This window comes from Streptomyces morookaense, from assembly GCF_013030945.1.
Classification (GTDB): domain Bacteria; phylum Actinomycetota; class Actinomycetes; order Streptomycetales; family Streptomycetaceae; genus Streptomyces; species Streptomyces morookaensis.
Genome location: NZ_JABBXF010000012.1, coordinates 1 through 22408, shown reverse-complemented (window position 1 = coordinate 22408; position 22408 = coordinate 1). Strand labels below are relative to the sequence as shown.

At 72.8% G+C, this 22408-nt stretch carries 22 protein-coding genes; 9 read left to right on the top strand and 13 right to left on the bottom strand.

What is annotated here, in order from left to right; translation table 11 throughout:
* The first annotated feature begins 256 nt into the window (after positions 1-256).
* Both HG542_RS06875 and HG542_RS06870 read left to right on the top strand, forming a co-directional pair.
* On the top strand, positions 257-1873 hold the full coding sequence (locus HG542_RS06875) for a phospholipase D-like domain-containing protein (protein WP_229922591.1): 1617 nt from the start codon (positions 257-259) through the stop codon (positions 1871-1873).
* A gap of 179 nt (positions 1874-2052) precedes the next feature.
* Positions 2053-2976, top strand: a complete 924-nt coding sequence (locus HG542_RS06870; RefSeq protein ID WP_171079175.1) for a D-alanyl-D-alanine carboxypeptidase family protein — start codon at positions 2053-2055, stop codon at positions 2974-2976.
* Positions 2977-3027: 51 nt separating this feature from the next.
* Here the strand turns inward: HG542_RS06870 and HG542_RS06865 are convergent, their stop codons facing one another.
* The 4 genes from HG542_RS06865 to HG542_RS06850 all read right to left on the bottom strand — a co-directional run bounded on the left by HG542_RS06865 (position 3028) and on the right by HG542_RS06850 (position 8325).
* Complete coding sequence (locus HG542_RS06865) at positions 3028-3966, bottom strand: alpha/beta fold hydrolase (protein WP_218039008.1); 939 nt, start codon at positions 3964-3966, stop codon at positions 3028-3030.
* A 111-nt stretch (positions 3967-4077) separates the two neighbouring features.
* Positions 4078-5358, bottom strand: coding sequence for a wax ester/triacylglycerol synthase domain-containing protein (locus tag HG542_RS06860; RefSeq protein ID WP_171079173.1), 1281 nt, complete (start codon positions 5356-5358; stop codon positions 4078-4080).
* Positions 5359-5422: 64 nt separating this feature from the next.
* On the bottom strand, positions 5423-6670 hold the full coding sequence (locus HG542_RS06855) for a glycosyltransferase (RefSeq protein ID WP_171079172.1): 1248 nt from the start codon (positions 6668-6670) through the stop codon (positions 5423-5425).
* An 89-nt stretch (positions 6671-6759) separates the two neighbouring features.
* Complete coding sequence (locus HG542_RS06850; protein ID WP_171079171.1) at positions 6760-8325, bottom strand: alpha/beta hydrolase; 1566 nt, start codon at positions 8323-8325, stop codon at positions 6760-6762.
* A gap of 288 nt (positions 8326-8613) precedes the next feature.
* Between HG542_RS06850 and HG542_RS06845 the strand changes: the two genes are divergently transcribed.
* Entirely contained in the window at positions 8614-9801 is a 1188-nt protein-coding gene (locus HG542_RS06845) for an aminotransferase class V-fold PLP-dependent enzyme (RefSeq protein WP_171079170.1), read from the top strand.
* Here HG542_RS06845 and HG542_RS06840 read toward each other — a convergent pair.
* From HG542_RS06840 to HG542_RS06815, 6 genes are all read right to left on the bottom strand, one after another.
* A complete protein-coding gene (locus HG542_RS06840; RefSeq protein ID WP_171079169.1) occupies positions 9789-10031 on the bottom strand; it encodes a hypothetical protein in 243 nt (80 codons plus the stop codon). The two genes, HG542_RS06845 and HG542_RS06840, sit on opposite strands and share 13 nt — an antisense overlap.
* A gap of 12 nt (positions 10032-10043) precedes the next feature.
* Positions 10044-10337: a hypothetical protein gene (locus HG542_RS06835; protein WP_171079168.1), complete on the bottom strand. Its 294-nt coding sequence runs from the start codon at positions 10335-10337 to the stop codon at positions 10044-10046.
* 62 nt (positions 10338-10399) lie between these two features.
* The gene (locus HG542_RS06830; RefSeq protein ID WP_171079167.1) at positions 10400-10759 is read right to left on the bottom strand and encodes a hypothetical protein; all 360 of its coding nucleotides are present in this window, start codon (positions 10757-10759) and stop codon (positions 10400-10402) included.
* A 129-nt stretch (positions 10760-10888) separates the two neighbouring features.
* The gene (locus tag HG542_RS06825; RefSeq protein ID WP_171079166.1) at positions 10889-12001 is read right to left on the bottom strand and encodes an amidohydrolase family protein; all 1113 of its coding nucleotides are present in this window, start codon (positions 11999-12001) and stop codon (positions 10889-10891) included.
* A 1-nt stretch (position 12002) separates the two neighbouring features.
* Positions 12003-13361, bottom strand: a complete 1359-nt coding sequence (locus HG542_RS06820; RefSeq protein ID WP_171079165.1) for a type I glutamate--ammonia ligase — start codon at positions 13359-13361, stop codon at positions 12003-12005.
* Positions 13362-13473: 112 nt separating this feature from the next.
* Positions 13474-14679 (bottom strand): serine hydrolase domain-containing protein, encoded by a 1206-nt coding sequence (locus HG542_RS06815; protein ID WP_171079164.1) that lies wholly within the window; start codon positions 14677-14679, stop codon positions 13474-13476.
* Between the two features lie 379 nt (positions 14680-15058).
* On the opposite strand from HG542_RS06815, the gene HG542_RS06810 reads away from it, so the two are divergent.
* The 4 genes from HG542_RS06810 to HG542_RS06795 all read left to right on the top strand — a co-directional run bounded on the left by HG542_RS06810 (position 15059) and on the right by HG542_RS06795 (position 19134).
* Positions 15059-15814: an SDR family oxidoreductase gene (locus HG542_RS06810; protein WP_171079163.1), complete on the top strand. Its 756-nt coding sequence runs from the start codon at positions 15059-15061 to the stop codon at positions 15812-15814.
* A gap of 60 nt (positions 15815-15874) precedes the next feature.
* A complete protein-coding gene (locus tag HG542_RS06805) occupies positions 15875-16828 on the top strand; it encodes an isoaspartyl peptidase/L-asparaginase family protein (RefSeq protein ID WP_171079162.1) in 954 nt (317 codons plus the stop codon).
* 104 nt (positions 16829-16932) lie between these two features.
* Complete coding sequence (locus HG542_RS06800) at positions 16933-18012, top strand: YncE family protein (protein WP_171079161.1); 1080 nt, start codon at positions 16933-16935, stop codon at positions 18010-18012.
* Positions 18013-18237: 225 nt separating this feature from the next.
* Positions 18238-19134 carry a polysaccharide deacetylase family protein gene (locus tag HG542_RS06795; RefSeq protein WP_171079160.1) on the top strand — a complete coding sequence of 299 codons (897 nt, stop codon included), beginning with the start codon at positions 18238-18240 and terminating at the stop codon, positions 19132-19134.
* A gap of 27 nt (positions 19135-19161) precedes the next feature.
* Here the strand turns inward: HG542_RS06795 and HG542_RS35925 are convergent, their stop codons facing one another.
* From HG542_RS35925 to HG542_RS06780, 3 genes are read right to left on the bottom strand one after another with little or no spacing between them, the layout of a single operon-like run.
* Entirely contained in the window at positions 19162-19815 is a 654-nt protein-coding gene (locus HG542_RS35925) for a phosphatase PAP2 family protein (protein WP_171079159.1), read from the bottom strand.
* On the bottom strand, positions 19812-20453 hold the full coding sequence (locus tag HG542_RS06785) for a phosphatase PAP2 family protein (protein WP_171079158.1): 642 nt from the start codon (positions 20451-20453) through the stop codon (positions 19812-19814). The genes HG542_RS35925 and HG542_RS06785 overlap by 4 nt, the downstream gene beginning before the upstream one ends.
* Before the next feature lie 17 nt (positions 20454-20470).
* Positions 20471-21175, bottom strand: coding sequence for a DedA family protein (locus HG542_RS06780; protein ID WP_171079157.1), 705 nt, complete (start codon positions 21173-21175; stop codon positions 20471-20473).
* A gap of 92 nt (positions 21176-21267) precedes the next feature.
* On the opposite strand from HG542_RS06780, the gene HG542_RS06775 reads away from it, so the two are divergent.
* The gene (locus tag HG542_RS06775; protein WP_171079156.1) at positions 21268-21651 is read left to right on the top strand and encodes a BlaI/MecI/CopY family transcriptional regulator; all 384 of its coding nucleotides are present in this window, start codon (positions 21268-21270) and stop codon (positions 21649-21651) included.
* Positions 21648-22408: M56 family metallopeptidase (locus HG542_RS06770; protein WP_171079155.1), on the top strand; the 761-nt coding region annotated here is incomplete at its 3' end. The genes HG542_RS06775 and HG542_RS06770, both read left to right, overlap by 4 nt.

Genomic DNA, 22408 nt, shown 5'->3' with positions numbered 1-22408 from the left:
CGTGACCGTCGATCACGAAGCTATGGCCAGGGGTGTGGGCGGGTCATCCGTCTCCGAGACCGTCCGCCGTACCTCTGGGGACTGGTGCGGCAGCGGCATGTCATACGTGAGATGTACGGGTGGCGGCCGGAATGTCGCTGGCCGGAACTGGTGCATGGTGAGGCACTAGCCGCTGAACGGTTCCTTCCGGCAAGATGATCACTACATGGCCGCAAAGCGACCGGTTCTCGCCAACTTCGTTCAAAAAGGAAGCATCTTGGCCCGCAACACCCCGCGCCGTTCCCGCCGTCTCGCGCGCAGCGCGACGGCCACGGCCGTCGTCCTCGCCGTGCTGCCCGCGGCCCCCGCGTTCGCCGACAGCTCGGCCGCGCCGCATCTCGACTCCATCGAGCAGACGCTGCGTCAGGTCTCGCCCGGTCTCGAGGGCACCGTGTGGGAGCGCACCGACGGCAACAAGCTGGATGCCCCCGACGGGGACCCCGCGGGCTGGCTGCTGCAGACCCCGGAGTGCTGGGGCGATGCGTCGTGCGCCGACCGGCCGGGCACGAAGAGGCTGCTCGCCAGGATGACGGAGAACATCTCCAAGGCGAAGCGCACGGTGGACATCTCCACCCTCGCGCCCTTCCCCGACGGCGCGTTCCAGGACGCGATAGCCGCCGGCCTGAAGGCCTCGGTCGAGGCCGGGAACAAGCCCAAGGTCCGGGTGATGGTCGGCGCCGCCCCCGTCTACCACCTCAACGTGCTGCCCTCGTCCTACCGGGACGACCTCAAGAAGCGGCTCGGCAAGGCGTACGACAGCCTCACGCTCAACGTCGCGTCGATGACCACCTCGAAGACCGGCTTCTCCTGGAACCACTCCAAACTCCTCGTCACCGACGGGGAGTCGGTGATCGCCGGTGGCATCAACGGGTGGAAGGGCGACTACATCGACACTGCCAGTCCGGTGTCCGACGTCGACCTCGCCCTGAGCGGCCCCGGCGCCGCCTCGGCCGGCCGCTACCTGGACACGCTCTGGACGTGGACGTGCCGGAACAAGAGCAACGTGGCCAGCGTCTGGTTCACCGGCTCCAACGGCGACTGCATGCCCACCATGGAGAAGGACGCCAACCCCGCTGCCCCCAAGCCGGCCGGCAACGTCCCCGTCATCGCCGTCGGCGGCCTGGGCATCGGCATCAAGGACAAGGACGCCTCCTCGGCGTTCAGCCCCGACCTGCCCACCGCCACGGACACCAAGTGCGTCGTCGGCGTGCACGACAGCACCAACGCCGACCGCGACTACGACACGGTCAACCCCGAGGAGAGCGCCCTGCGCGCCCTGGTGGCCAGTGCGACCGACCACGTCGAGATCTCCCAGCAGGACCTCAACGCCACCTGCCCGCCCATCGCCCGCTACGACGTCCGCCTCTACGACGCCATCGCCGCCAAGATGGCCGCCGGTGTGAAGGTGCGCATCGTCGTGAGCGACCCCGCCAACCGCGGCGCGGTCGGCAGCGGCGGCTACTCGCAGATCAAGTCACTGAGCGAGGTCAGCGACACCCTGCGCAACCGCCTCGCCCTCGTCACCGGCAGCCAGGAGAAGGCCAAGGCGGCCATGTGCTCCACTCTCCAGCTCGGGACGTTCCGCAGCGCCGACAGCCCCAAGTGGGCCGACGGCAAGCCCTATCGCCTGCACCACAAGCTGGTCTCCGTGGACGGCTCCGCCTTCTACATCGGCTCCAAGAACCTCTACCCGTCGTGGCTGCAGGACTTCGGCTACGTCGTCGAGAACCAGGACGCCGCCAAGCAGCTGCAGTCCAAGCTGCTCGACCCCGAGTGGACGTACGCCAAGGCGACGGCCACCTTCGACTACGAGCGCGGCGTCTGCCAGGGCTGAACCCCGCAGCGCAGCACCGCAGATGCCCGTACCGCGAGGTGCGGGCATCTCCGTATTCTCTCCGCATTCAGATGAGCCTCTTTCACTCTTTAGTGGCCGGAATTTCTCCCCGACCGGCACCGGGTGCAACCATGCGGTCCCTCAACTCATGCCAATGCACGAGGAATTCGGGAGACTCAATGGAACGACGTGGGGGAAGTGCGGTCCGCCGCTGGGGAGCGGCACTGACCGCGTCGACGGCGGTCGTCGCCGTCGCCCTCCCGACGGCGACCGCCGGAGCCGCGGACGGCCCGGCCGGGATCAACGCCAAGGGCGCGTACCTGCTGGACAGCAAGGCCGGACAGCTGTGGGGCAAGGAGGCCGACACCGAGCGGCCGATGGCCAGCACCACCAAGATCATGACCGCGGTCGTGGTCCTCGACGACCACGCCGGGGAGCTGGACCGGCAGGTCACCATCCAGCAGTCCTACCGCGACTACGTGGCCCGCACCCAGGCCAGCACGGCCGACCTGCGCACCGGCGACAAGCTCACCGTGCGGCAGTTGCTCTACGGCCTGATGCTGCCCTCCGGCTGCGACGCCGCCTATGCCCTCGCCGACACCTTCGGCACCGGCGACACCGAGACGGACCGCACCGAGTCGTTCATCGCCCGGATGAACGAGAAGGCACGCGAACTCGGCCTGCACCACACCCGGTTCGACTCCTTCGACGGCAACTCCTCGCACGGCGGCAATGTCGCCTCCCCGCGCGACCTGGCCGTGCTCTCCCGGCACGCACTCGGCAACCGGACCTTCGCCGAGGTCGTGCGGTCCATGCGCAGCGAGCAGAAGGCGAAGAACGTCAACCGCCTCTACACCTGGTACAACACCAACAAGCTGCTCGGCTCCTACGACGGGGTGATCGGCGTCAAGACCGGCTCGACCGGCTCCGCGGGCCCCTGCCTGGTGTTCGCGGCGAAGCGCTCCGGCCGCGAGGTCGTCGGTGTCGTCCTCAACGACCGGACGAGCCGCTTCCCGGATGCCGCCAGGATGCTGGACTACGCCTTCCGCACCCGTACGGCACTGAAGCTGCGCCGGCTGCCCGCCTCGGCGCACGAGGACTGACGCGCACGGGAAACCGGCGGAGCCCGGCCCTCCTCGCGGAGGGCCGGGCGCTCAACTGCCGTGCGAGGGACGGGGGGAGGGCAGCGTCCCGCCCGACGGCTGCCGCAGGTGCTCCACCGGGTGGCAGTAGTCGAGCCCGGCGAGGGACTCGCCGGAGAAGAAGCGGATCAGCAGATCCACGATCTCCGTGGGCCGTTCGAGATGGACGAGGTGGTCCGCGTCCTTGAGCGTGGTGAACCGGACGTCCGGGCACCGGGTCGCGGCCTCCCGGCTCAGCGCCGGCGTGGTCAGCGGATCGTGCTCGCCGGTCGCCACGAGGACCGGGGCACGCACCGCGCGGCCGCGGGGGAGCTCCGCGTGCATCAGCAACCGCAGCGTGTTGTCACGGTATTTCGCGACGTCGTCCGCGGTGAGCTCGTTCAGCGCACGGGTCAGGCACCGGACGACGGTGGGCCGGCGCAGCACCGTGGCACGCGGCGAGAAGCACACCATCGTGTGCAGCACACTGTTGACGAACTCCGCCCGGCTGCCGTGCTCCGCCAGCCGCAGCAGGTGCGACACCCGCGCCCGCGCATGGTCCGTCAGATGCGCCATGGTGCCCACGAGCGCCACCCGCTCGGCCCGGCCCGGGTGTTCGCACGCCCACTGATGGGCCACCGCACTGCCGTACGACGTGCCGAGGACGTTCACCGGGCCCGGCGCCACCTTCGACAGCAGCTGGTCGAGCGCCTCGGCCAGGAAGTCGAACCCGTACCGCGCGGGCAGCCGGTCCGCGCTGCCCCAGCCCGGCAGGTCCACGGTGATCACGCTGGCCGCCTCCAGGAAGGCCCGCTCCACCCGGCCCCACCCGTTCTGGTGCTGGAAGGCCCCGCCCACCAGGACGATGGGCGCCACTCTGGCATCCGGCCGGTGGACGATGCGGCCGCTGTACGCGTAACCGTGGAGGGTGAGCGGGATGACCTCTTCCAAGAGTGCGGTGCGCGTCGTCACGGCCGGTCTCCGTTCGTGGGGGGATTCACCAGGGGGAACGAGAGCCGGTGGCTTGACGTTACTGCCCATGTGCCGCCCGCAGCCCGGGTTTTCGGGGAACGGACGTCCGGCTCAGCCGCGCAGTGCATCGATTTCCTCCCGGATGAGACCGGGCAGCCGCGCCGCCAGGTGACGGTGACCGTGATCGGTGACGACCGTCACGACCGCGGTCTCGTCGTGCAGCAGCATCGACACCGCCAGGGGATGACCGGGGCTCAGCGGGGGCAGCCCCGCGAGCGCGGTGAACCGCGCGGGCCCCAGCGTCAGCCGGCCCGCATAGCTGGCCGCGCTGGTGCACAACAGCGAGGAGAAGTACGGGGAGTCGGCATAACGGCCGAGCAGGGCGTCGAAGCGGCCGTGCCGCCGCGGCCGGGACGCCACCAGCCGCGCCTGCGCCTGCGCCCGCTGCTTGAGCGCCGCGCGCCGGGTGAAACCGTCCACGGCGGCGAGCCGCCGCCGCGCGTCCCCGCCCGCCGGGAGCGGCACCCGGACCGTCGCGTAGTGGTTGCCCAGCACCACCGGCCCGGAGCCGTCCCGGACGTCGACCGGCACCATCGCACACACACCCGGCAGCCCGGACAGCCGCCCGGTCAGCCCCGCGGTGCGCAGCGCACCCGCCGCCGCGGCCAGGAAGACCGCATTGGCCGAGGCCCGCCCGGAGCCCAGCGCATCGCGCGCGGCGCTCAGTTCGGACACCGGCACCCGGCTCCACGACACCGCGCGCCGCGCGTCCACCGGACCGTGGAAGGGCAGGGGCCGCGCCCGTGGCAGCACGTCCGCCACCGCCCGCAGCCGGTCCAGCCGGGACGGCAGGAGGGGCGCCGCGCCGTCCGCGGAGCGCGGCCGGGGCACGGCCGCCGGGGCATCGAGCAGGGCGCGCAGCAGCGTGACCAGCGACACCCCGTCGAGCAGGGCGTGATGGGCGAGGAGGAAGAGGGCGAACCCGCCGTCGGCGGGCAGCAGATGCAGCTGCCAGGGCGGCCGGGCCGGGCCCAGGGGATGGGCGAGCAGCTGGGCCGCGAGCGTCTTCAGCGCGGCGGGGGAGGTGTCGTGGCCGGCCACGTGATGCGCGGGATCCCACGCCGGGCCCGGCGTCCACTGCGGCCACGCGGGGGAGTCGACGCCCGTCAGGCACAACCGTTCGTGCACCGCCCAGCGTTGCCGCACCCGGTCCCGCAGCTCGGCCGGCGTCGGCGGCGGCCCCTCGAACCAGGCCAGCAGGCCGGCTGTCATACAGATCGCACCGCTGCTCTGGTGCCGGAACAGCCAGGCGTCCAGCGGCGGCATGTCCACCGCGGACTGCCGCGCGGCACCGGTTGCGGCGAGGGCGGGCGGCTGGGCATGGGGTCTCACGGGTCTCCTCGTCTCGCGGTACTCCGGCTGCCGCGCGACCGTGGGCCCGACAGCCCGTGCTCCGTCACCGGGCCGTCTCCGCGACGGCCCGGGCGACGGCCCCCGCCCCGTCCTCCCGGCCCAGCCGGCCGGCCAGCTCCACCGCCCGCCGGGCGAACCGGGGTTCGGACGTCACCCGCCGCAGCGCCTCGGCCAGCCGGCCGGCCGTCAGCTGCTCGTACGGCAGCGCCCCCGGGCTCACGCCCAGCCTGGTCAGCCGCGCGGCCCACCACGGCTGGTCCGTGAACACCGGCACCGGCACCGCCGGCACCCCCGCCCGCAGGCCCGCCGCCGTCGTCCCGGCACCCGCGTGGTGCACCACGGCGGCCGTGCGCGGCATCAGCCAGCCGTGCGGCAGCGCGCCGACCGTGAGGACGTCGTCCCCCTGCACCGACAGCCCGGCCCAGCCGGACTGCACGATGCCCCGCAGCCCGGCCTTGCGCAGCGCCCCCGACGCGATGGCGCCGAGCCGCCGGGGATCGCCGGGCATCATGCTGCCGAAGCCGATGAACACCGGGGGCGGACCGGCCGCCAGGAAGTCCGCGACCTGCTGCGGCGGTTCCCAGCCCGGGCACTCGTGCGGCCACCAGTAGCCGGCGACCTTCAGCCCGGGCCGCCAGTCCGCGGGGCGGGGGACGACCGACGGGCTGTACCCGTGCCAGATGGGCCACCGGCCGCGCTCCCGCTCCTGCCGCAGCCGGTGACCGCTGCGATGCGCCAGCCCGAGCCGGGCGTGCAGATTGCGGTGGGCGGCGGAATACAGGGCGTCCAGCAGGGCGTTGGCGGCGCGCCCGCGCAGCCTGTTGCCGTACCCCGGCGGCCGCCAGGCGGCCGTGCACGGCGGGAACGCGGACGTGGGCACGTCCGGCTGGAGGAAGACGCCCATGCTCGGCACCGAGTGGTACTGCGCCACCACCCGGCCGATCGGCGCGGCCAGCGTCGACAGCAGGAACACGTCGGCCTTCGGATTCGCCGCCGCGAGAATGCCGTCGACCAGCGCCAGCGCGGCCCGCTCGGTCGCCCGGGCGAGCCGGAGCACCGCGCCCGGCGAGCGCTGCGCGCCCCGGAACCGGCTGTGCGCACCCATCAGTTCCTCGAACGGGTCCGCCTCCAGCGGACGCATCCGCAGCCTGCCGCAGCACGTCACCATCGGCGCGAACTTCGGATGCGTGGCGATCTCCACGTCGTGCCCCTCGGCCACCAGTCGGTGGCCGAGACCGGTGTACGGAGCGACGGACCCCGTGGTGCCCGCCGTGATGATCTGGATGCGCATGTCCGGCCCTCCCGCCGCCTGCCCAAGTCAACGAGGCGGCCCCCGCACCGGATACGGTGCGGGGGCCGCCTCCTCGGGCCGGGGCCCGGCTACTTCGCCGCCGCGCCCGCGGGAACGGGCAGCGGCTTGGTCTCACAGGTGGTGTCGTGCGCCGGGGCCTTGCCGTCGAGGAGGTAGTCGTCGACGATGCCGTCCACACAGGCGTTCTTGTCGAGGAACTGGCCGTGGTCGCCGCCGCCGGTGACCGTCACCAGACGGGAGTTGCGCAGCGCGCGGTGGGCCCGCACCGCGCCCTCGTAGTAGGTGGCCGGGTCGTGCACCGAGTTGAGCATCAGCGTGGTGGGCAGCCCCTTGCCGGTGACCTTCACCTCGGGCGCGTGCGACGTGGGCCAGTACGCGCACACCGAGGCGAAGGCGAGCGAACGTGCGCCCATGAGCGGCAGGTTCTTCGTGTCCTTGGCGCTGAGGTCGACCCAGTACCGCTCGTTCTTCGTCCACGGGGTGTCGTTGCAGGTCACCGAGAAGTACTCGGCGAGGAACCCGGGGTTGAGGTACGAACCGAACAGCTTTGCCACCAGCTTCTGTTCGCCCGCGTTCGCGGTGTCCCAGTGGTCGAGGGCGGCGAGCGACGAGGCCAGCGCGGGGAAGCCGTCGTCGGCCGAGTACATCGCCTGGATCGTGCCGTTGTCGAACTGGTTGGGGCCCAGCGTCAGGGATCCCACCGTCAGGGGGTGGTCGTGCAGCGCCTGCCGCCGCTGCTCCCACTTCGCCTTGGCCTCGGCGGCCGTCCGCCCGTAGTGGTACACGTCGTCGTACTTGGCCAGCCACGGCAGGAAGTCCTGCTCGAAGCGGCGCTGGAAGCTCGCGGGCTGGCCCTTGTCGAACTCCTCCCAAGTGCCCTGGAAGGCTATGTTGCTGTCCAGGACGGCGCGTTCGACGTGCTGCGGGTAGAGGGTCGCGTAGTAGGCGCCGATCATCGTGGCGTAGGAGGGCCCGTAGTAGGAGATCTTCTTTTCGCCGAGCAGGGAGCGGAAGAGGTCCATGTCGCGGGCCGTCTGCTCGGTGGTCAGATACGGCAGCAGCCCGTCGCTGCGCTGCTCGCAGTCGTTCACGAATTTGCGGGAGTTGTTCAGGACCCGCTGTATGTCCTCGGGCGACCGGTCGCGGAAGTCGCCGGCGAAGAAGTCCTTGAACTCCTCGTCCGTCTGGCAGGTCGCCTTGGTGCTCTCCCCGACGCCGCGCTGGTCGAAGCTCACCACGTCGTAGGCGGCGCCCAGGGCGGGCGCGCCCTTGACGAAGCCCGCGGGCCGCATCAGACCCGTGCCGCCGGGCCCGCCGGCCGCCATCATCAGCACGCCGCGCCGCTTGGCCGGGTCGTCCGCCCGGTGCCGGGAGACCTTGACGGTGATGTCCGGGCCCGCGTCCGGGTGGTGCCAGTCGCGCGGGACGGCCATCGAGGCGCACTCCAGACCCTGGCCGCAGGACTGCCAGTCCAGCTTCTGGGACGCATAGCGCGAGGGCACGGAGGGAGCGTCGGGGCCGGCGGGCGTGCGGGCGAGTGCCGCGGACGCCGGAAGGACGGCGGCCGTCACGGCTGCCATGGCCACGCCCGACACGACGGCAGCGGTACGCCGAGACTTCCGGATCTTCAACATCGGTCCTCCTGGGACGGTTTCGGTTGCAACACCGATCCTTCCGTCCGGGGGACTCCCGATCGATCCCGCCAGTATCCGTTCCGGGGGTGGTATCAGTGCCACCCCTCGGGGCTTCGCCCCGGACCCGGGGTGGAGCGTCGACTGCGGGCCGTCAGTGGCTGGTCGCGCAGTTCCTCCCCCCAGAGGTGCCCCCAGATGTGCCCCCAGCGCCCCTTACGGGGCGCCACGTGCCGCAACCGGCGGCGCGTCGATGTGTCGCCCCCGCGGAGCGCCCGGCATGGTCGGTCCATGGACATCGCCGCCCTGCGCCGTGACACCCCCGGCTGCGCCCACCGCGTACACCTCGACAACGCGGGCAGCGGCCTGCTCTCCCGCCCGACGCTGGAGACCGTCGTCTCCCACCTCGAACTCGAGGCCCGCATCGGCGGATACCAGGCCGCCGCCCAGGAACAGCGGGCCGTCGAGGCGGTGTACGAGGACATCGCGGCCCTCCTCGGCGGGCGCCCCGATGAGGTCGCGCTCTTCGACAACGCCACCCACGCCTGGCAGGCCGCCTTCTGCGCCCTCTCCTTCGGCCCCGGCGACCGGATCCTCACCGGCCGCGCCGAGTACGGCAGCAACGTGCTGGCCTACCTCCGGACCGCGCAGCACACCGGGGCCGAGGTCGTGGTGGTCCCCAACGACCCCTCCGGCGCCCTGGACACCGCCGCGCTGGCCGCCCTCATGGACGACAGGGTGAAGCTCGTCGGCGTCACCCATGTGCCCACCGGCGGCGGCCTGGTCAACCCGGCCGCCGCCATCGGCGAGATCACCCGCCGGGCCGGGGTGCCGTTCCTGCTCGACGCCACGCAGTCGGTGGGCCAGTTCCCCGTCGACGTCCGCGAGATCGGCTGCGACATGCTGGCCGCCACCGGCCGCAAGTTCCTCCGCGGCCCGCGCGGCACCGGATTCCTGTGGGTGCGCACGGAGATGCTCGAACACCTCGCCCCGCACGTCGCCGAGATCGGCTCCGCCGCCTGGGACGGCGCCCGGGGCTTCACCTGGCACCGCGGCGCCCGGCGGTTCGGCACCTGGGAGATGAGCTGCGCCAACGTCCTCGGACTGGGCAGCGCCGTCCACCAGGCACTGCGGCTCGGACTGGACGACATCGGCCGGCGCACCGCCGCCCTCGGCGAACACCTGCGCCGCCGGCTCGCCGCCGTGCCCCGCGTGACCACGCACGACCTGGGCAGCGAACGGTGCGCGATCGTCACCGCCAAGGTCGACGGCATCCCCACCGCGGACGTCGCCACCGCCCTCACCCGGCACGGGATCAACGTGAGCACCACGGTGCCCGGGCACGCCCAGTTCGACACGGAGGACCGCGGCGTGCACCCGCTGGTGCGGTTCTCGCCGCACTACTACACCACCGAGGACGAACTCGACCGGGCCGTCGAGGTGTTGACGCTCTTCCTGGAGAAGGGTCAGCCGAGATAATCGATCTGGTAGATGTGCAGCGTCTTCGTCTGATGCCCCAGATAGATGACGACGAAGACCTCGTCCAGGACGAGCATGCGCATGATCCCGTCGTCCTCGCCGTACGGGACGGTTGCCGTCAGCGGATCCTCGCAGGCCGCCGCGAGACCGTCGTTCAGCTGCTCGCTCACGGGCTGCGGCAGCGCGTCCCAGACGGCAGCTATCGTCGCATCGTACTTGAGCGCGTACACCGTCCCAGGGTGTCAGCCGCAGGCCGCTCCGCGGGAGCGATTCAGCGCAGCTTCCTCCTGCACCTTCCGGGTGATGTCGATCCACTCCCCGGGCACCTCGCGCCCCGCCGCCTCGGCCGCGGCGGCCTGCCGGCCGCGCTCGACCGCGGCCAGGGTGCGCTCGGCGATGCCCTGCCACTTCGCGAACACGGCCAGCACCCGGTGCGCAGGCGCGCTGCCGATCTCGTCGGTGAAGCGCCGGGCGAGATCGGGGCTGCCGAGGGCCTCGCGGATGCGCTCGATGCTCCACGGCCGGCCAGTGCTCATGGGTCCATCCCTTCCGCGTAGGCGGCTCGGCCGACCAGAGTAGCGAAAGGGGTAGTGCGATTTCAGGAGAACCCGGTGCGGGCGCGCACGACCGGCGTGCGGTCCGCGCACCGGGACACGAACATGACGCTGCGAAAGGTCTCGTACCCGTACCAGCGGGACGGGAAGTACGCGGCGGCGCCGCGGCAGCCCTCCGTGTCGTACAGGTAGGCGTCGTGGCCGGTCTCGTTGCCGGTGACGCCGGTCGCCTCGCCGACCGGGTAGCAGCGGCCGTCCACCGGGTCGCCGAGGGTGTGCCGTTCGGTGCCCTGCCCGGTGTGGTAGACGAACGTGCCGTCGGCCGCACGGGCGCCCGCGGGGGTGACGGCGGTGAGCAGCCCGGCGAGGGCCAGGGCCTCCAGGGCCCGGATGGGACGTCGCATGGCTCTCCTCGGCTGCCGCTCCGCTGCCCGGTCCGCCGTGACGCTACGGGCGGGCGGCGGCCGGGCAGGGCCGTTCGGCGGAAGGTTCACCCGAACGCCGGGGTGCGTCCGAACGCCGGGACGCGTCCGTCAGCCGTCCAGGCCGTACAGGCGCCGGGCGTTGCCGCCGCCGGCCATGGCCGCCACCCGCTCGGCGTCGGCCGCGGACCAGGCGCCCTCGGCCGTCCACTCGGCCAGCAGGCCGGTCAGCCCGCGGCGGAAGAGCTCGGTGCCGACGACGAACAGTTCGGGCAGGCCGTGGGCGTCGGTGGAGAACAGCAGCTTGCCGAAGGGCGTCAGCTCCAGCGCCTCGGCCAGGACCGCGCCCGCCCGGGCCCCGGTGTAGCTCAGGGACAGCCCGATGTCGGCGTACACGTGCGGGTACGCGTGGGCGAGGTATCCGGCACTGCGCAGGTACGGGTACCCGTGCAGGAGCACCACGGAGCAGCCCGTGGGGCGCACGGCCCGGATGAAGTCGGTGAGCAGCAGCGGGTCGCAGCGGTGCAGCCGCAGGTCGGGGTCGCCGAAGCCGGTGTGCAGCTGGAGCGGCAGTCCGGTCTCCGCGGCCGACCACAGCAGATGCCGCAGCAGGACGGGGTCGGTCAGGCGGCCGCCAGGCGGACGGCCGTCGAGCCAGCGGCCGGCCGCTGCGCGGACCTCGGCGCGGGACGGGGCCGCGGGGTCGAGGTCGAGGCCGTGGCGGTACGCGGCGATGGACTTGAAGCCGACGGCGGTACGGGCCGCCTCCCGGACGGCGCCGGCCAGACCGTCGGCCAGGGCCTCCGCACTGCCGGCCGTGTCGGCGGCGTGCTCCGCCAGCCTCTCCAGCCGGACGATCTCATGGACGGCGCCGCCGCAGGCGGCCGCGAACCCGGGCAGGTCCAGCAGGCCGCCGTCCAGACCGGTGTCCAGCAGGTAGTCGGTGATCCCGGTGCTTCCCAGCAGCCGTCGGTTGACCTCGTCGGCACCCAACTCCCGCCTGCGGTCGAGGTAATGGCCGGGCGGGCAGTGCGGTTCGAGGCCGAGCAGGGGCGGGCACCAGCGGCGCACCGCGAAACCGAGCTGGGTGTCGAGGTGGCTCGTGCCGGGCGCGGGAGGCGCGTCGGACTCGGTCAGGTGCGCGGCGAAGGAGTCCGCGGTGGGGTCGTCGCGGAGCACGCTGTGGCAGTGCTGGTCCACCAGGGACAGTCGGGGTGGGGTCATCTCAGTACCGCCGGAGGACGGCGTCGGCGATGTCCTGCGGGGCGGCGCCGGCGTACTGTTCGGCCTCCGCCCGGCGCACGGCGAGGATGGCCTGGAACAGCGGTTCGCCCAGGGTCTCGCGCAGCAGTGACGAGCGTTCGAAGTGCTCCAGCGCCTCGTCCGGTGTGGCCGGCAGGCGCAACTGTCCCGTGGCGGTGACGGGGTCGCCCACGACGGGCGGCGGGAGCGTCAGCGCCGCGTCCATGCCGGCGAGCCCGGCGGCTGTCACGGCGCCGGTCACCAGGTACGGGTTGGCGGCGGCGTCGAAGCACTTGACCTCGGCGTTGGCGCCCGTGGCGTGGTCCGGGGCGCCGGTGATGAAGCGGAGGGCGGCCTCGCGGTTCTCCAGTCCCCAGCACTGGAACGCCCCTGCCCAGCGGGACGGTTCGAGCCGCAGGTGGCTGGCGGGCGACGGCGCCCCGAGGAGCATGAGGGCGGGCAGTTCGGCGAGCACCCCGGCGAGGAAGGACTCGCACACCTTCGTCATGCCGTACGGGCCGTCCCCGCCCCGGCACAGGTTCCGGCCGTCCTCCCAGAGACTGAGGTGCAGATGTGCGCCGTTGCCGACCTTGCCCACCTCCACCACGGGCGCGAACCCGGCGTCCAGCCCGTGCCGGGCGGACACCGCGCGGATCGTCTCGCGGACGAGCACCACGAGATCGGCCGCGCCCACCGGGTCGGCGGGGGCGACCGAGACCTCGAACTGCCCGGGGGAGTACTCGGGATGGAGCTGCAGCACGTCCACGCTCTGGGCCGCGAGGGTTTCGAGCAGGTCGCGCAGGTAGTCCGAGAGCTCCACCATCCGCGCCATGCCGTAGGCGGGCCCGGTGCCCGCGTAGGCGGGTGCGGGGCCCGGGGCACCGGTGCGGGTGACGACCCACTCGGTCTCGAAGCCCATGCTCAGCCGCAGCCCGCGCTCCGCCGCGCGGTCGGTCATCCGGCGCGCGAACTGCCGCTGGCAGGCGGCGTACGGGCGGCCGTCCTGCTCGTACCGGTCGACGGGCGCCCAGGCCCAGCCCGGCTGTCCGGCCAGCAGGGTGAGCCGGTCCAGGTCGGGGAAGAGCCGCAGGTCGCCGTCGGGGCCGCCGATGTGGGGGCTCATGACGGAGGTGTCGTCGGTGAGGTACACGTCGAAGACCGGCGACATGCCCACGCCCCACCGGGCGGTGTGCGCGAGCCGGGAGACGGGGACGGCCTTGACGCGCGTCAGGCCCGAGTTGTCGACCCATGTGAGGGCGACGCCGTGCACGTTCTGCGCGGTGAGCTGGGCGGCCTCCTGCCGTGCCGCCGACTCCGCCCGCTCCCGCTGTGCTCTCTGCATACCGGCTCCTCCGCAACACTCTGCCCAGAGAGTCTGGACCGTCGCTCATCCGATTACACATGGACAGGACCGGCGGGCGGGGATGCCCGCCGGCCCGTGGCGCCGCTGCGGGTCAGCGCAGTGCGGCGAGCCGGGTCAGGGTGCTGCGCGCCGCGCCGCCGTCGGCCGGCTTCGCCGTGCCGCAGTACTCGGCCAGGACCATGCCGGTGCTGTCACCCGTCCAGTCGTCGTTGAAGTTGAACGCGGCGGTGTGCCGGCCGTCCGCGGTGGAGGCGGCCACGGAGAGCGAGCCGTGGATGCCGCCGTCGTGGAACCAGAGGTCCTTCCCGCAGGGGAGCGTGACGGAGGCGACGCCGAGCCCGTAGTGCCCGGTGTTCTTCTCGTCCGTGGGCACGGTGGTCATGAGCTCCTTCTGCTGCTGCTCCGGCAGCAGCCTGCCGCCGAACAGCGCGTGGTAGAAGCGGTTGAGGTCGTCGGTGGTGGAGATGATCTCACCCGCGGCCCCGCCCCAGGAGGGGTTCAGCTCGGTCACGTCGTAGATCTTCGCGTCGGGCTTCGTGTCCTCGAGCTTGCTGTAGGCCCGGCCGTGCGGGCCGGGCATCCGGGGCGAGGTGCCGGGGAGCGTGGTGGCGTTCAGGTGCAGGGGGCCGATGATGCGCTCGCGGATCTCGGTGGCGTAGGAGCGGCCGGTCACCTTTTCGACGATCATTCCGGCCAGGATGTAGTTGGTGTTGGAGTAGTGCCACGTCTCGCCGGGCGGGGCATACGGCGCGTGGGTCATGGCGATGTCCACCAACTGCCGTGGCGTGGTGGTGTCGTAGCGGTGCCGCAGGAAGTCCGTCGAGAGCCGGGCGAGCATGGCGGGATCCTCGGTGTAGTTGTAGATCCCGCTGGTGTGGTTCAGGACCTGCCGGACGGTGATCCGGCTGCCGTCGTGGCCGTTGCCGTGGACGACGCCCGGCAGCCAGTGCTCGACGGTGTCGTCGAGACCGATCCGGCCCTCGCTCTCCAGCTGCAGCAGGACGGTCGAGGTGAACGCCTTGCTGATGCTGCCGATCCGGAACCGGTCGTGGGCGAGGCGCGGGCGGTGCGTGGTGAGGTCGGCGACCCCGGAGGAGCCGTGCCAGACGTCCCGGCCGTCCCGGGCCCCGCCCAGGACTCCGGGTACGCCGGCCCGGACCTGGGCGTCCATCGCGGCCTGGGTGGCGTCGTGCGGGCCGGCCGGTGCGGCCGAGGCCGTCGCGGTCAGGGTGGTGGCGGTGAGCGCTGCGGACACCACTGCCGCGGCCAGGGCTCTGTATGCGGTCTGTTTGCGCATCGGTGCGGTCCTGCCTCTCCGATCACGGTGGCACGTGGGTGTGCCGGTACAGGAGGACACCGCCAACTGCTCGTGGGTTGAGCCGGGTTCGGCGCGGGGGACGGAATCCGGCCACGGCGCCGGATTCCGCTTCGGTAACTCACTCTTTCGGTGGAATGCACCCAAGGTAATCGGTTGGCTACGCTAGGTGTATGCGGCTCGGGGGTGCCGCAGACGGCCCCAGGGGTGTTCCGCGTCCCGGGAGGGTGGGGGCGGCCGGCGGGCGGTGGGGTCCGCCCGCCGGCGCGTATGCGGACATCGCGCATGTGAACATGCGGATCCCGATATGTGCTCATAGGGTGGGCCTGCCCTCGTCGTCACCCTCTTCGAGGAGGAGCACATGCCCACGCACACGCTCAAGGACAAGGTCGTCGTGATCGGCGGCGCATCGAGGAACCTCGGCAGCCTCATCGCGAAGGAAGTCGCGGCGGACGGCGCCAAGGTGGTCGTCCACTACAACAGCCCGTCCTCCAAGGACGGCGCGCAGCGCACCGCCGAGGCCGTCGCGGCGGCGGGCGGCGAAGCCATCGTCCACGAGGCCGATCTGACCAAGGTGTCCGAGGTCGAAGGGCTCTTCGAGGTGGCGGTCGGCGCCTTCGACAAGGTCGACTGCATGGTGAACACGGCCGGCATGGTCGTCAAGAAGCCGATGACGCAGGTCACCGAGGAGGAGTACGACCGGATGTTCGCGGTCAACTCCAAGGCCGCGTACTTCATGATGCAGGAGGCCGCCAAGCGGCTGGAGGACGGCGGCAAGATCATCACCATCGTCACCTCGCTGCTCGCCGCCTACACCGGCCTCTACTCCGTGTACGCGGGCAGCAAGGCGCCCGTCGAGCACTTCACACGCGCCCTGTCCAAGGAGCTGTTCGGCCGCAACATCTCGGTCAACAACATCGCGCCGGGCCCCATGGACACCTCGTTCTTCTACCCTGCCGAGACCGACGACTCCGTCGCGTTCCACAAGTCCTCGTCCATGAACGGCGAACTGACCAAGATCGAGGACATCGTGCCGTACGTGAAGTTCCTGCTCACCGACGGCTGGTGGCTCAACGGGCAGACCCTCTTCGTCAACGGCGGTTACACCACCCGCTGATCCCGCACATGGCGCGAATGCCGTATGGACACCGCGGCGCGCGGTGTCCAGGGTCGAGGCATGCGCCCTGCGTCAACTCGCCTTCCCCGCGCCCGTGATGTCGTCCTCGCCGTGCACGGAGGCGCGGGCACCGCCCTGCGCCGCGGGACCACCGACGCCCGGACCGAACAGGCCTACCGCACCGGACTGGCCGCTGCCCTGCAGGCCGGTTACGAGGCGCTGAGCGGCGGTGGCAGCAGCGTGGACGCCGTCGAGGCGGCGGTGCGCGTGCTGGAGGACGACGAACTGTTCAACGCGGGCTGCGGGTCGGTGTTCACCGAGGACGCCGCGCACGAACTCGACGCCTCCGTCATGCGCGGCACCGACCTGGCCGCCGGGGCGGTCGCGGGGGTGCGGCATGTGCGCAACCCCGTTTCCGCGGCCCGCCTGGTGATGGAGCGGACGGGGCATGTGATGCTCGCGGGGCGCGGCGCCGACGCGTTCGCCGAGCGCAACGGCCTGGCGCCCGTGCCCCAGGACCACTTCCGGACGCAGCGCCGCCGGGACGAGCTGATGAAGGCCAGGGCCGGGGCGGCGGAGCACGGCATCACCGGCACCGTGGGCGCCGTCGCCCTCGACGGCGCGCGGGGCCTCGCCGCGGCGACGTCGACCGGGGGCATGACCGGCAAGCAGGCCGGCCGCGTGGGGGATTCGCCCGTCATCGGAGCCGGCACGTATGCGCACGACGGCACGGCCGCCGTCAGCGCCACCGGCAAGGGCGAGGGTTTTCTGCGCGGCGCGGCGGCCGTGACCGTGGTGCACCTGATGGAGTTCGGAGGCAGGGACGTGGCCTCGGCCGCGTACGAGGTCGTCATGGAACGGCTGCCCCGACTGGGCGGCACGGGCGGGATCATCGCCCTGGACGCCCGCGGCGTGCTGGCGGCCCCGTACAGCAGTCAGGGCATGGTGCACGGCCATGTGACCCGGGACGGCACGGTCGTCACCCGGGTGTTCCCCGACGAGTCCCCGATGTGACGCCGGTTCATATCACGGCCCACTCCCGTCATTTGCGTGCGGCGCAATCCTCGCTTGATCATATTGCACTGGAGTCACGCCCCGATGCGGCCCAGGATGAGTCCATGACTCCCAACACGCCGCAGAGCGGCATCTCTTCCGCATCCGGCCGCGACCTGCTGGCCGTCGTCAGCCAGACCGGACCGACCGTCACCTTCTTCGACGCCGTCACCCATCAGCGGCTGGACGTCGTCGAAGTGCCCTCCAATCCCCACGAGTTGTGCTTCGACCCGGACCGGCGCCTGCTCTACTGCGCCAGTACGTACGTCTCCGGCTACTACGGCGCCCATGAGGGCCGGGCCCGGCAGGTCAGCGTCATCGACGTCGCCACCCGCACGGTCGTGGACGTCCTGGACACCGCCCCCGACCACGCACCGCACGGCCTCGCCCTCGACCGCGCCCGCTGCCGGCTCTACGTCAGCGTCGAGGCGACCGCGGACGCCCCCGGCGGCGTGCTGGTCTTCGACACCCGCACCCGGCAGCGGATCGGCCGGATCCCGGTCATGGCCGACGGCCCGCACTGGTTCGCGGTCACCCCGGACGGGCGCCGGGGGTACGCGACGAACAAGGAGGCGCCGTTCGTCTCCGTCGTGGACCTGGAGCGCGACGCCTTCGCCGGCCGGATCCCCGTGGCAGGAAGCGAGGGACTGGCCGTCTCCCGGGACGGTGCCCACGTCTACGTCGCCGCCCCCAAGGGAGACTTCGGCGCCCCGCCCGCCGTGCAGCCGGGCATCCGGGTCGTCGACACCGCCGCCGCCGAGGTCGTCCGCATCATTCCCACCGAGGGCATCGTCTTCCCCGTCCACACCACGGCGACCGGCGCGCTCCTCGCGGGCGAGCTGCGCATGGCGCCGGGGAAGGGCGGCGTCCTGGGGGCGCAGACCGACGGCGTGCTCACCGTCTTCGCGCCCGGCACCCTCGAACCCGTCGGGCAGGTCCCCGTCGGCCGGTTCCCGCTCTCGGCCACCTCGTCCCCGGACGGCACCCGCGCCTACGTCTCCGCCGTGCTGTCCTCGACCGTGACCGTGGTCGACCTGGTGGACCTGCGCGTGCTCGCCACCCTCGACATCGACCGCAAGGGCGAGGCCGGGGCCCACGGCCTCGTGTACATCCCCGCCGCCGCGCCCGTGGAGACCGCTGCCTGACGATTTGTCGCCTTGTCACCCGACACGCCGAACAGGCCACCCGGGCGGCCGAGCGATGGACGGCCCCGCGGTTGCGCGGGGCCCCGGCTGACGGAAGTGTGGGGGCGAAGATCACCCAATCTGCTCGGTGTGTCCGCCCGGGCGCGGCGCCCCGTCCGTGCCCCGGCGCCCCGGGTGCGGTGCGGACCGTGCCTCTGGCGGTCCGTCACCCGTGAGGAGTCGCGCATGTCCGGATACCGTGCAGCCCTCCGGAGAGGCAGCGGACGGCACCGGCGCCGCCGGCGCCCGCCGGTGAAGTCGGCCGCCGCCGTCACCGTGCTGGTCACCTGCTCCGCGTTCGCGGCCGCCTCGCTGGACGATCCGCCGCCGGAATGCAGCAAGAAGGGCCCGGGAGCCGCCTGCAGCGGGCGCAACGCCCAGCGGGCGGCCGGCATACGCAGGACGGGCGGTCCCGACGACGCCCCCCGCAACGGCTCGGACCAGAACGCCGTGGAGCCGGACGTCGTCTACGACCGCGAACGCTGCGGCAACACCTCCAACCGGATCCTGCTCACCCTGGACGACTGGCCCTACAACGACCCGGACCGTGCCGTGCGCGTCGGGGCGCAGCTGCAGTCGCAGGGCATCCGTGCCGCCTTCTTCCTGATCAACCAGTTCGCCGCCAAGTACCCGCAGATCGTCGCCACCCTGCGGCAGCAGGGCCACTGGGTGGCCAACCACTCCTTCTCGCACGCGAAGCTGAGCTCGCTCTCGGAGCAGGCCCTGAAGGACGAGATCGCCGGCGGTCTGCCCAGCAACATGCTCCGCCCGCCCTACGGGGACGCCGGGGAGCGTGAGCAGGACATCGCCGCCGACATGGGCTACCGGCTCTGCAACTGGACCATCGACACCCACGACTGGGAGAAGCCGGGCGGCAGCTTCACGAGCGTGGACGCCATCCGGACCAACGTGCGCAACGCCACCCCCGAGGAGAAGCACAACGGCGTCATCCTCGGCCACCTCTTCAGCAACTTCCCCGACGCCCTGCCCGGCATCATCGGCGACCTGCACGACCAGGGCTACCACCTGTGCCGCAACACCGGCCCGGTCGGCGACCGGGTGCCCTATCCGCTGCAGTGCTGAACGCACTGCACCGGCACGGGAGGTGCGTCACCGGTCGACCGTGCGCGTGAGGAACCACAGCGCCGGTACGAGCCAGCAGCCGGCGAACAGCCAGCCGGCGGCCACGTCGGTGGGCCAGTGGACACCCAGGTACACGCGCGTGGCCCCCACCCCGGCCGTCCACAGCACGCAGCACGCGGCGCCGGCCCGGCCCGCATTCCCCGGCAGCGCCCGCAGCACCGCCCAGGCCAGCAGCCCCGCGGCGAGCGCGCTCGTCGCGGCGTGACCGGAGGGGAAGGCCGCGCCGGAGGCCTCGGCGGCCCAGTCGGCGGCGGGCGGCCGAGGCCGGGAGACCGCGTCCCGCATGCCGATGCGGACCAGTTGACCGAGCAGCAGCACGGCCGACGCGGCGCACATCATGAGCACCCGGCGTCGCGCAGTGGATTGCGGCCGGCACGCGATCCCACCGGCAACCGCCGCCACCAGGCAGGGCACGACGCCCGTGCCGGTCGCGGTGAGGGCCTTCGCCACGGTGCTCACGGCGCCGCTCCGGTGGGTGAGCGCCGCACGGTGCAAGGCGGTGTCCACGGCCGGCGGGGCGCCGTGCGCGGCGGTCACCCACACCGTCAGGACGGCCAGCCCCAGGGCCGCGCATGCGAAGGCCACGGCAGCCGGAGCTGCCGTGGCCGGGAGACGTCTCACGCCGTGGCGGTCAGCAAGGGCCGCAGCGGACCGCTGCGCGCCCGCGCGACCCAGGGCGCGGCACGCGTCGCCAGCAGCGTCAGGATCGGTGCCAGCACGATGCCGACCAGCGCACCGGCGAGGACGTCGTGCGGGTAGTGGGCACCCACCCACACCCGGGAGAAGCCCATCGCCACCGCCGCGAGCAGCCCGACCGCGCCGAGCCTGCGGTCGATCATCCACAGGGCCGCAGCCGCGGAGAAGGCGATCACCGAGTGGTTGCTGGGGAACGACCAGTCACCCGGTGCGGGGCAGGACTCCAGCGTGAAGCTGCCCGGCAGCGACCGGCACGGCCGGTCCTCCTGCACCAGCGACTTCAGCACCATGTCCACCCCGAACACGGCGACCACCACCACGGGCACCGCCAGCGCCCGGGCCATCACCGGAGCGTCCTGCCGCCGCGCGCGCCACCAGGCCACGAGCATCAGCACGGCGAACAGGGCCAGGCCGTAGGAGGTCCAGGCGGAGATGACGTCGTTCAGGAGCGCGGGAGCGTGCCGGGCCTCTTCGGTGACGTCCGTGTAGAGGCTGCCGTCGATGCCCGAGCCGTCGAAGGCAGGCGCAGTGCCCGCCGCCAAGCCGATGGTTGTTGCAGTCATTCCCGTCATTTCTGTCGTTACTGTCCGTCCGTGCTCCCCGGGGCGGCCGACGCCGCCGCGGCTGCTGCCCGGCGCCGGCCGCGCAGCAGCTCGATGCCGACCGGCAGCAGTGACAGCAGCACCACGAGGCCGACGACGGGGAGCAGGTAGCGGTCCACGTTCGGGATGGCCGAGCCCAGCGCGTAACCGCCCAGGACGAGTCCGACCGTCCAGACCGCACCGCCGGCCATCTGCCACACCGCAAACGTACGGGAAGGGATGCCGAGTGCCCCGGCCAGCGGATTGAGTACGGTGCGCACCACGGGCACGAACCGGGCCAGCACGATCGCGCGGGCGTGTCCGTACCTGCCCAGCAGTTCCTCGGCCCGCTCCACGCCCTCGTGCAGACGCTTGTTGCGGGAGCGGGAGAGCAGCGCCCTGCCGCCGCGCCGGCCGAGCACGAAACCGCACTGGGCGCCGGCCAGCGCCCCGACGACGGCCGCGGCCAGCACTTGCAGCAGGTTCAGGTGCGGACCGGAGTGGATTCCCGGCCGGCACAGCAGGCCGGCGGTGAACAGCAGCGAGTCGCCGGGCAGGAAGAAGCCGACGAGCAGACCCGTCTCCGCGAACAGGACCACGGCGATGCCGAGCGCCCCGAAGGCCGCCAGCAGCGAGGACGCATCCAGGACATTGACGGCCAAGGTGGCCACGGGGGGTGCGGGCACGAGCGCGAGGCCTCCCATAATCGAGGACAGGGCCGGACGGGCCCCGACTGTCTACAATCCCGTAGACGGTCTACGTGACTGTAGACGATTCCAGGGAGGGAGCGGTTCCCGTGACCGAGTCCATACGCCGCCCGGCGGGCGAACTCGAGGCCGCAGTGCTCTCCGCACTCTGGGCGGCCGACGGCCCGCTGACCCCGCCCGAGGTCCAGCAGGCGCTCGGCGGCCCGCTGGCCCGCACGACGGTGGCGACGATCCTGGCCCGGCTCCACGACAAGGGAACCGTGCGGCGTATCCGCAGCGGCCGCGCCTACGCGTACAGCCCGGCCGTCGAGGACCACGCGGCCCTCGCCGCCCACCGCATGCACAGCGAACTCGACAAGGGAGCGGACCGGCCCGGCGTGCTGGCCCGCTTCGTCTCCCGGCTCTCCACCGACGACGAGGCGCTCCTGCGCGACCTGCTGCGCCGGGCCGGGGGCTCCGGGGAGCCGGGATGATCTGGGCCGTGTGGGCGCCGCTGCTCGCGCCCTTCCTCGCGGTGCCCGCCGCCCGCAGGCTGGCGGCGCTGCTGCCGCCGCGCGCCGCGGCCCTGCTGCTGGCCGCCTCCGCGGCCGCTCTCGGGGCGTTCGGCGCCGCGGCCCTGGCCCTGCTGACCGTCGCCGCGTTGCTGCACCTGCCGTTCGTGGCCGCGCTCGGCCACGTCAGGGTGGCCCTGCTGCCGCACGACCCCGCCTTCGCCGTCCCGCTCGGGCTGGCCGCGACCGCGGCCGCCCTCGCGGTGACCGCGGACACCGCCCGCACCCTCCTGCGCCACGCCCGGCAGCTGCTGCGCGCCGGGGCGGAGGCGGCGGGCCGCTCCAGCGCGGGCGACCTGACGGTGCTGCCCGACGACGCAGCGGACGCCTACGCCCTGCCCGGGCGGCCCGGCCGGGTCGTCGTCACCGCGGGGATGCTGCGCAGCCTGGACGCCGACGAGCGCGCGGTGCTGCTGGCCCACGAACGCGCCCACCTCGCCGGGCGCCACCACCTGCTGCTGCTCTGCGCGGAGCTCGCCGGATGCCTGCACCCGGCCCTCCGCGCACTGCGCGCGCCGCTCGCCTTCCAACTGGAGCGCTGGGCGGACGAGGCGGCCGCCGCCACCGTCGGCGACCGCTGTCTGGCCGCCCGCGCGGTCGGCCGCGCGGCCCTGGCCGCCTCCGCGGCCCCGTCCCGGCACCGCCCCGCGACGGCCCTGACCGCGACGGCGGGCCCCGT

Coding starts and splice junctions, on each gene's coding strand:
- HG542_RS06870 (WP_171079175.1), top strand. CDS start 2,053: ATGGAACGACGTGGGGGAAGTGCGGTCCGCCGCTGGGGAGCGGCACTG.
- HG542_RS06855 (WP_171079172.1), bottom strand. CDS start 6,670: ATGCGCATCCAGATCATCACGGCGGGCACCACGGGGTCCGTCGCTCCG.
- HG542_RS06850 (WP_171079171.1), bottom strand. CDS start 8,325: ATGTTGAAGATCCGGAAGTCTCGGCGTACCGCTGCCGTCGTGTCGGGC.
- HG542_RS06845 (WP_171079170.1), top strand. CDS start 8,614: ATGGACATCGCCGCCCTGCGCCGTGACACCCCCGGCTGCGCCCACCGC.
- HG542_RS06835 (WP_171079168.1), bottom strand. CDS start 10,337: ATGAGCACTGGCCGGCCGTGGAGCATCGAGCGCATCCGCGAGGCCCTC.
- HG542_RS06830 (WP_171079167.1), bottom strand. CDS start 10,759: ATGCGACGTCCCATCCGGGCCCTGGAGGCCCTGGCCCTCGCCGGGCTG.
- HG542_RS06825 (WP_171079166.1), bottom strand. CDS start 12,001: ATGACCCCACCCCGACTGTCCCTGGTGGACCAGCACTGCCACAGCGTG.
- HG542_RS06820 (WP_171079165.1), bottom strand. CDS start 13,361: ATGCAGAGAGCACAGCGGGAGCGGGCGGAGTCGGCGGCACGGCAGGAG.
- HG542_RS06815 (WP_171079164.1), bottom strand. CDS start 14,679: ATGCGCAAACAGACCGCATACAGAGCCCTGGCCGCGGCAGTGGTGTCC.
- HG542_RS06810 (WP_171079163.1), top strand. CDS start 15,059: ATGCCCACGCACACGCTCAAGGACAAGGTCGTCGTGATCGGCGGCGCA.
- HG542_RS06805 (WP_171079162.1), top strand. CDS start 15,875: ATGCGCCCTGCGTCAACTCGCCTTCCCCGCGCCCGTGATGTCGTCCTC.
- HG542_RS06800 (WP_171079161.1), top strand. CDS start 16,933: ATGACTCCCAACACGCCGCAGAGCGGCATCTCTTCCGCATCCGGCCGC.
- HG542_RS06795 (WP_171079160.1), top strand. CDS start 18,238: ATGTCCGGATACCGTGCAGCCCTCCGGAGAGGCAGCGGACGGCACCGG.
- HG542_RS06785 (WP_171079158.1), bottom strand. CDS start 20,453: ATGACTGCAACAACCATCGGCTTGGCGGCGGGCACTGCGCCTGCCTTC.
- HG542_RS06780 (WP_171079157.1), bottom strand. CDS start 21,175: ATGGGAGGCCTCGCGCTCGTGCCCGCACCCCCCGTGGCCACCTTGGCC.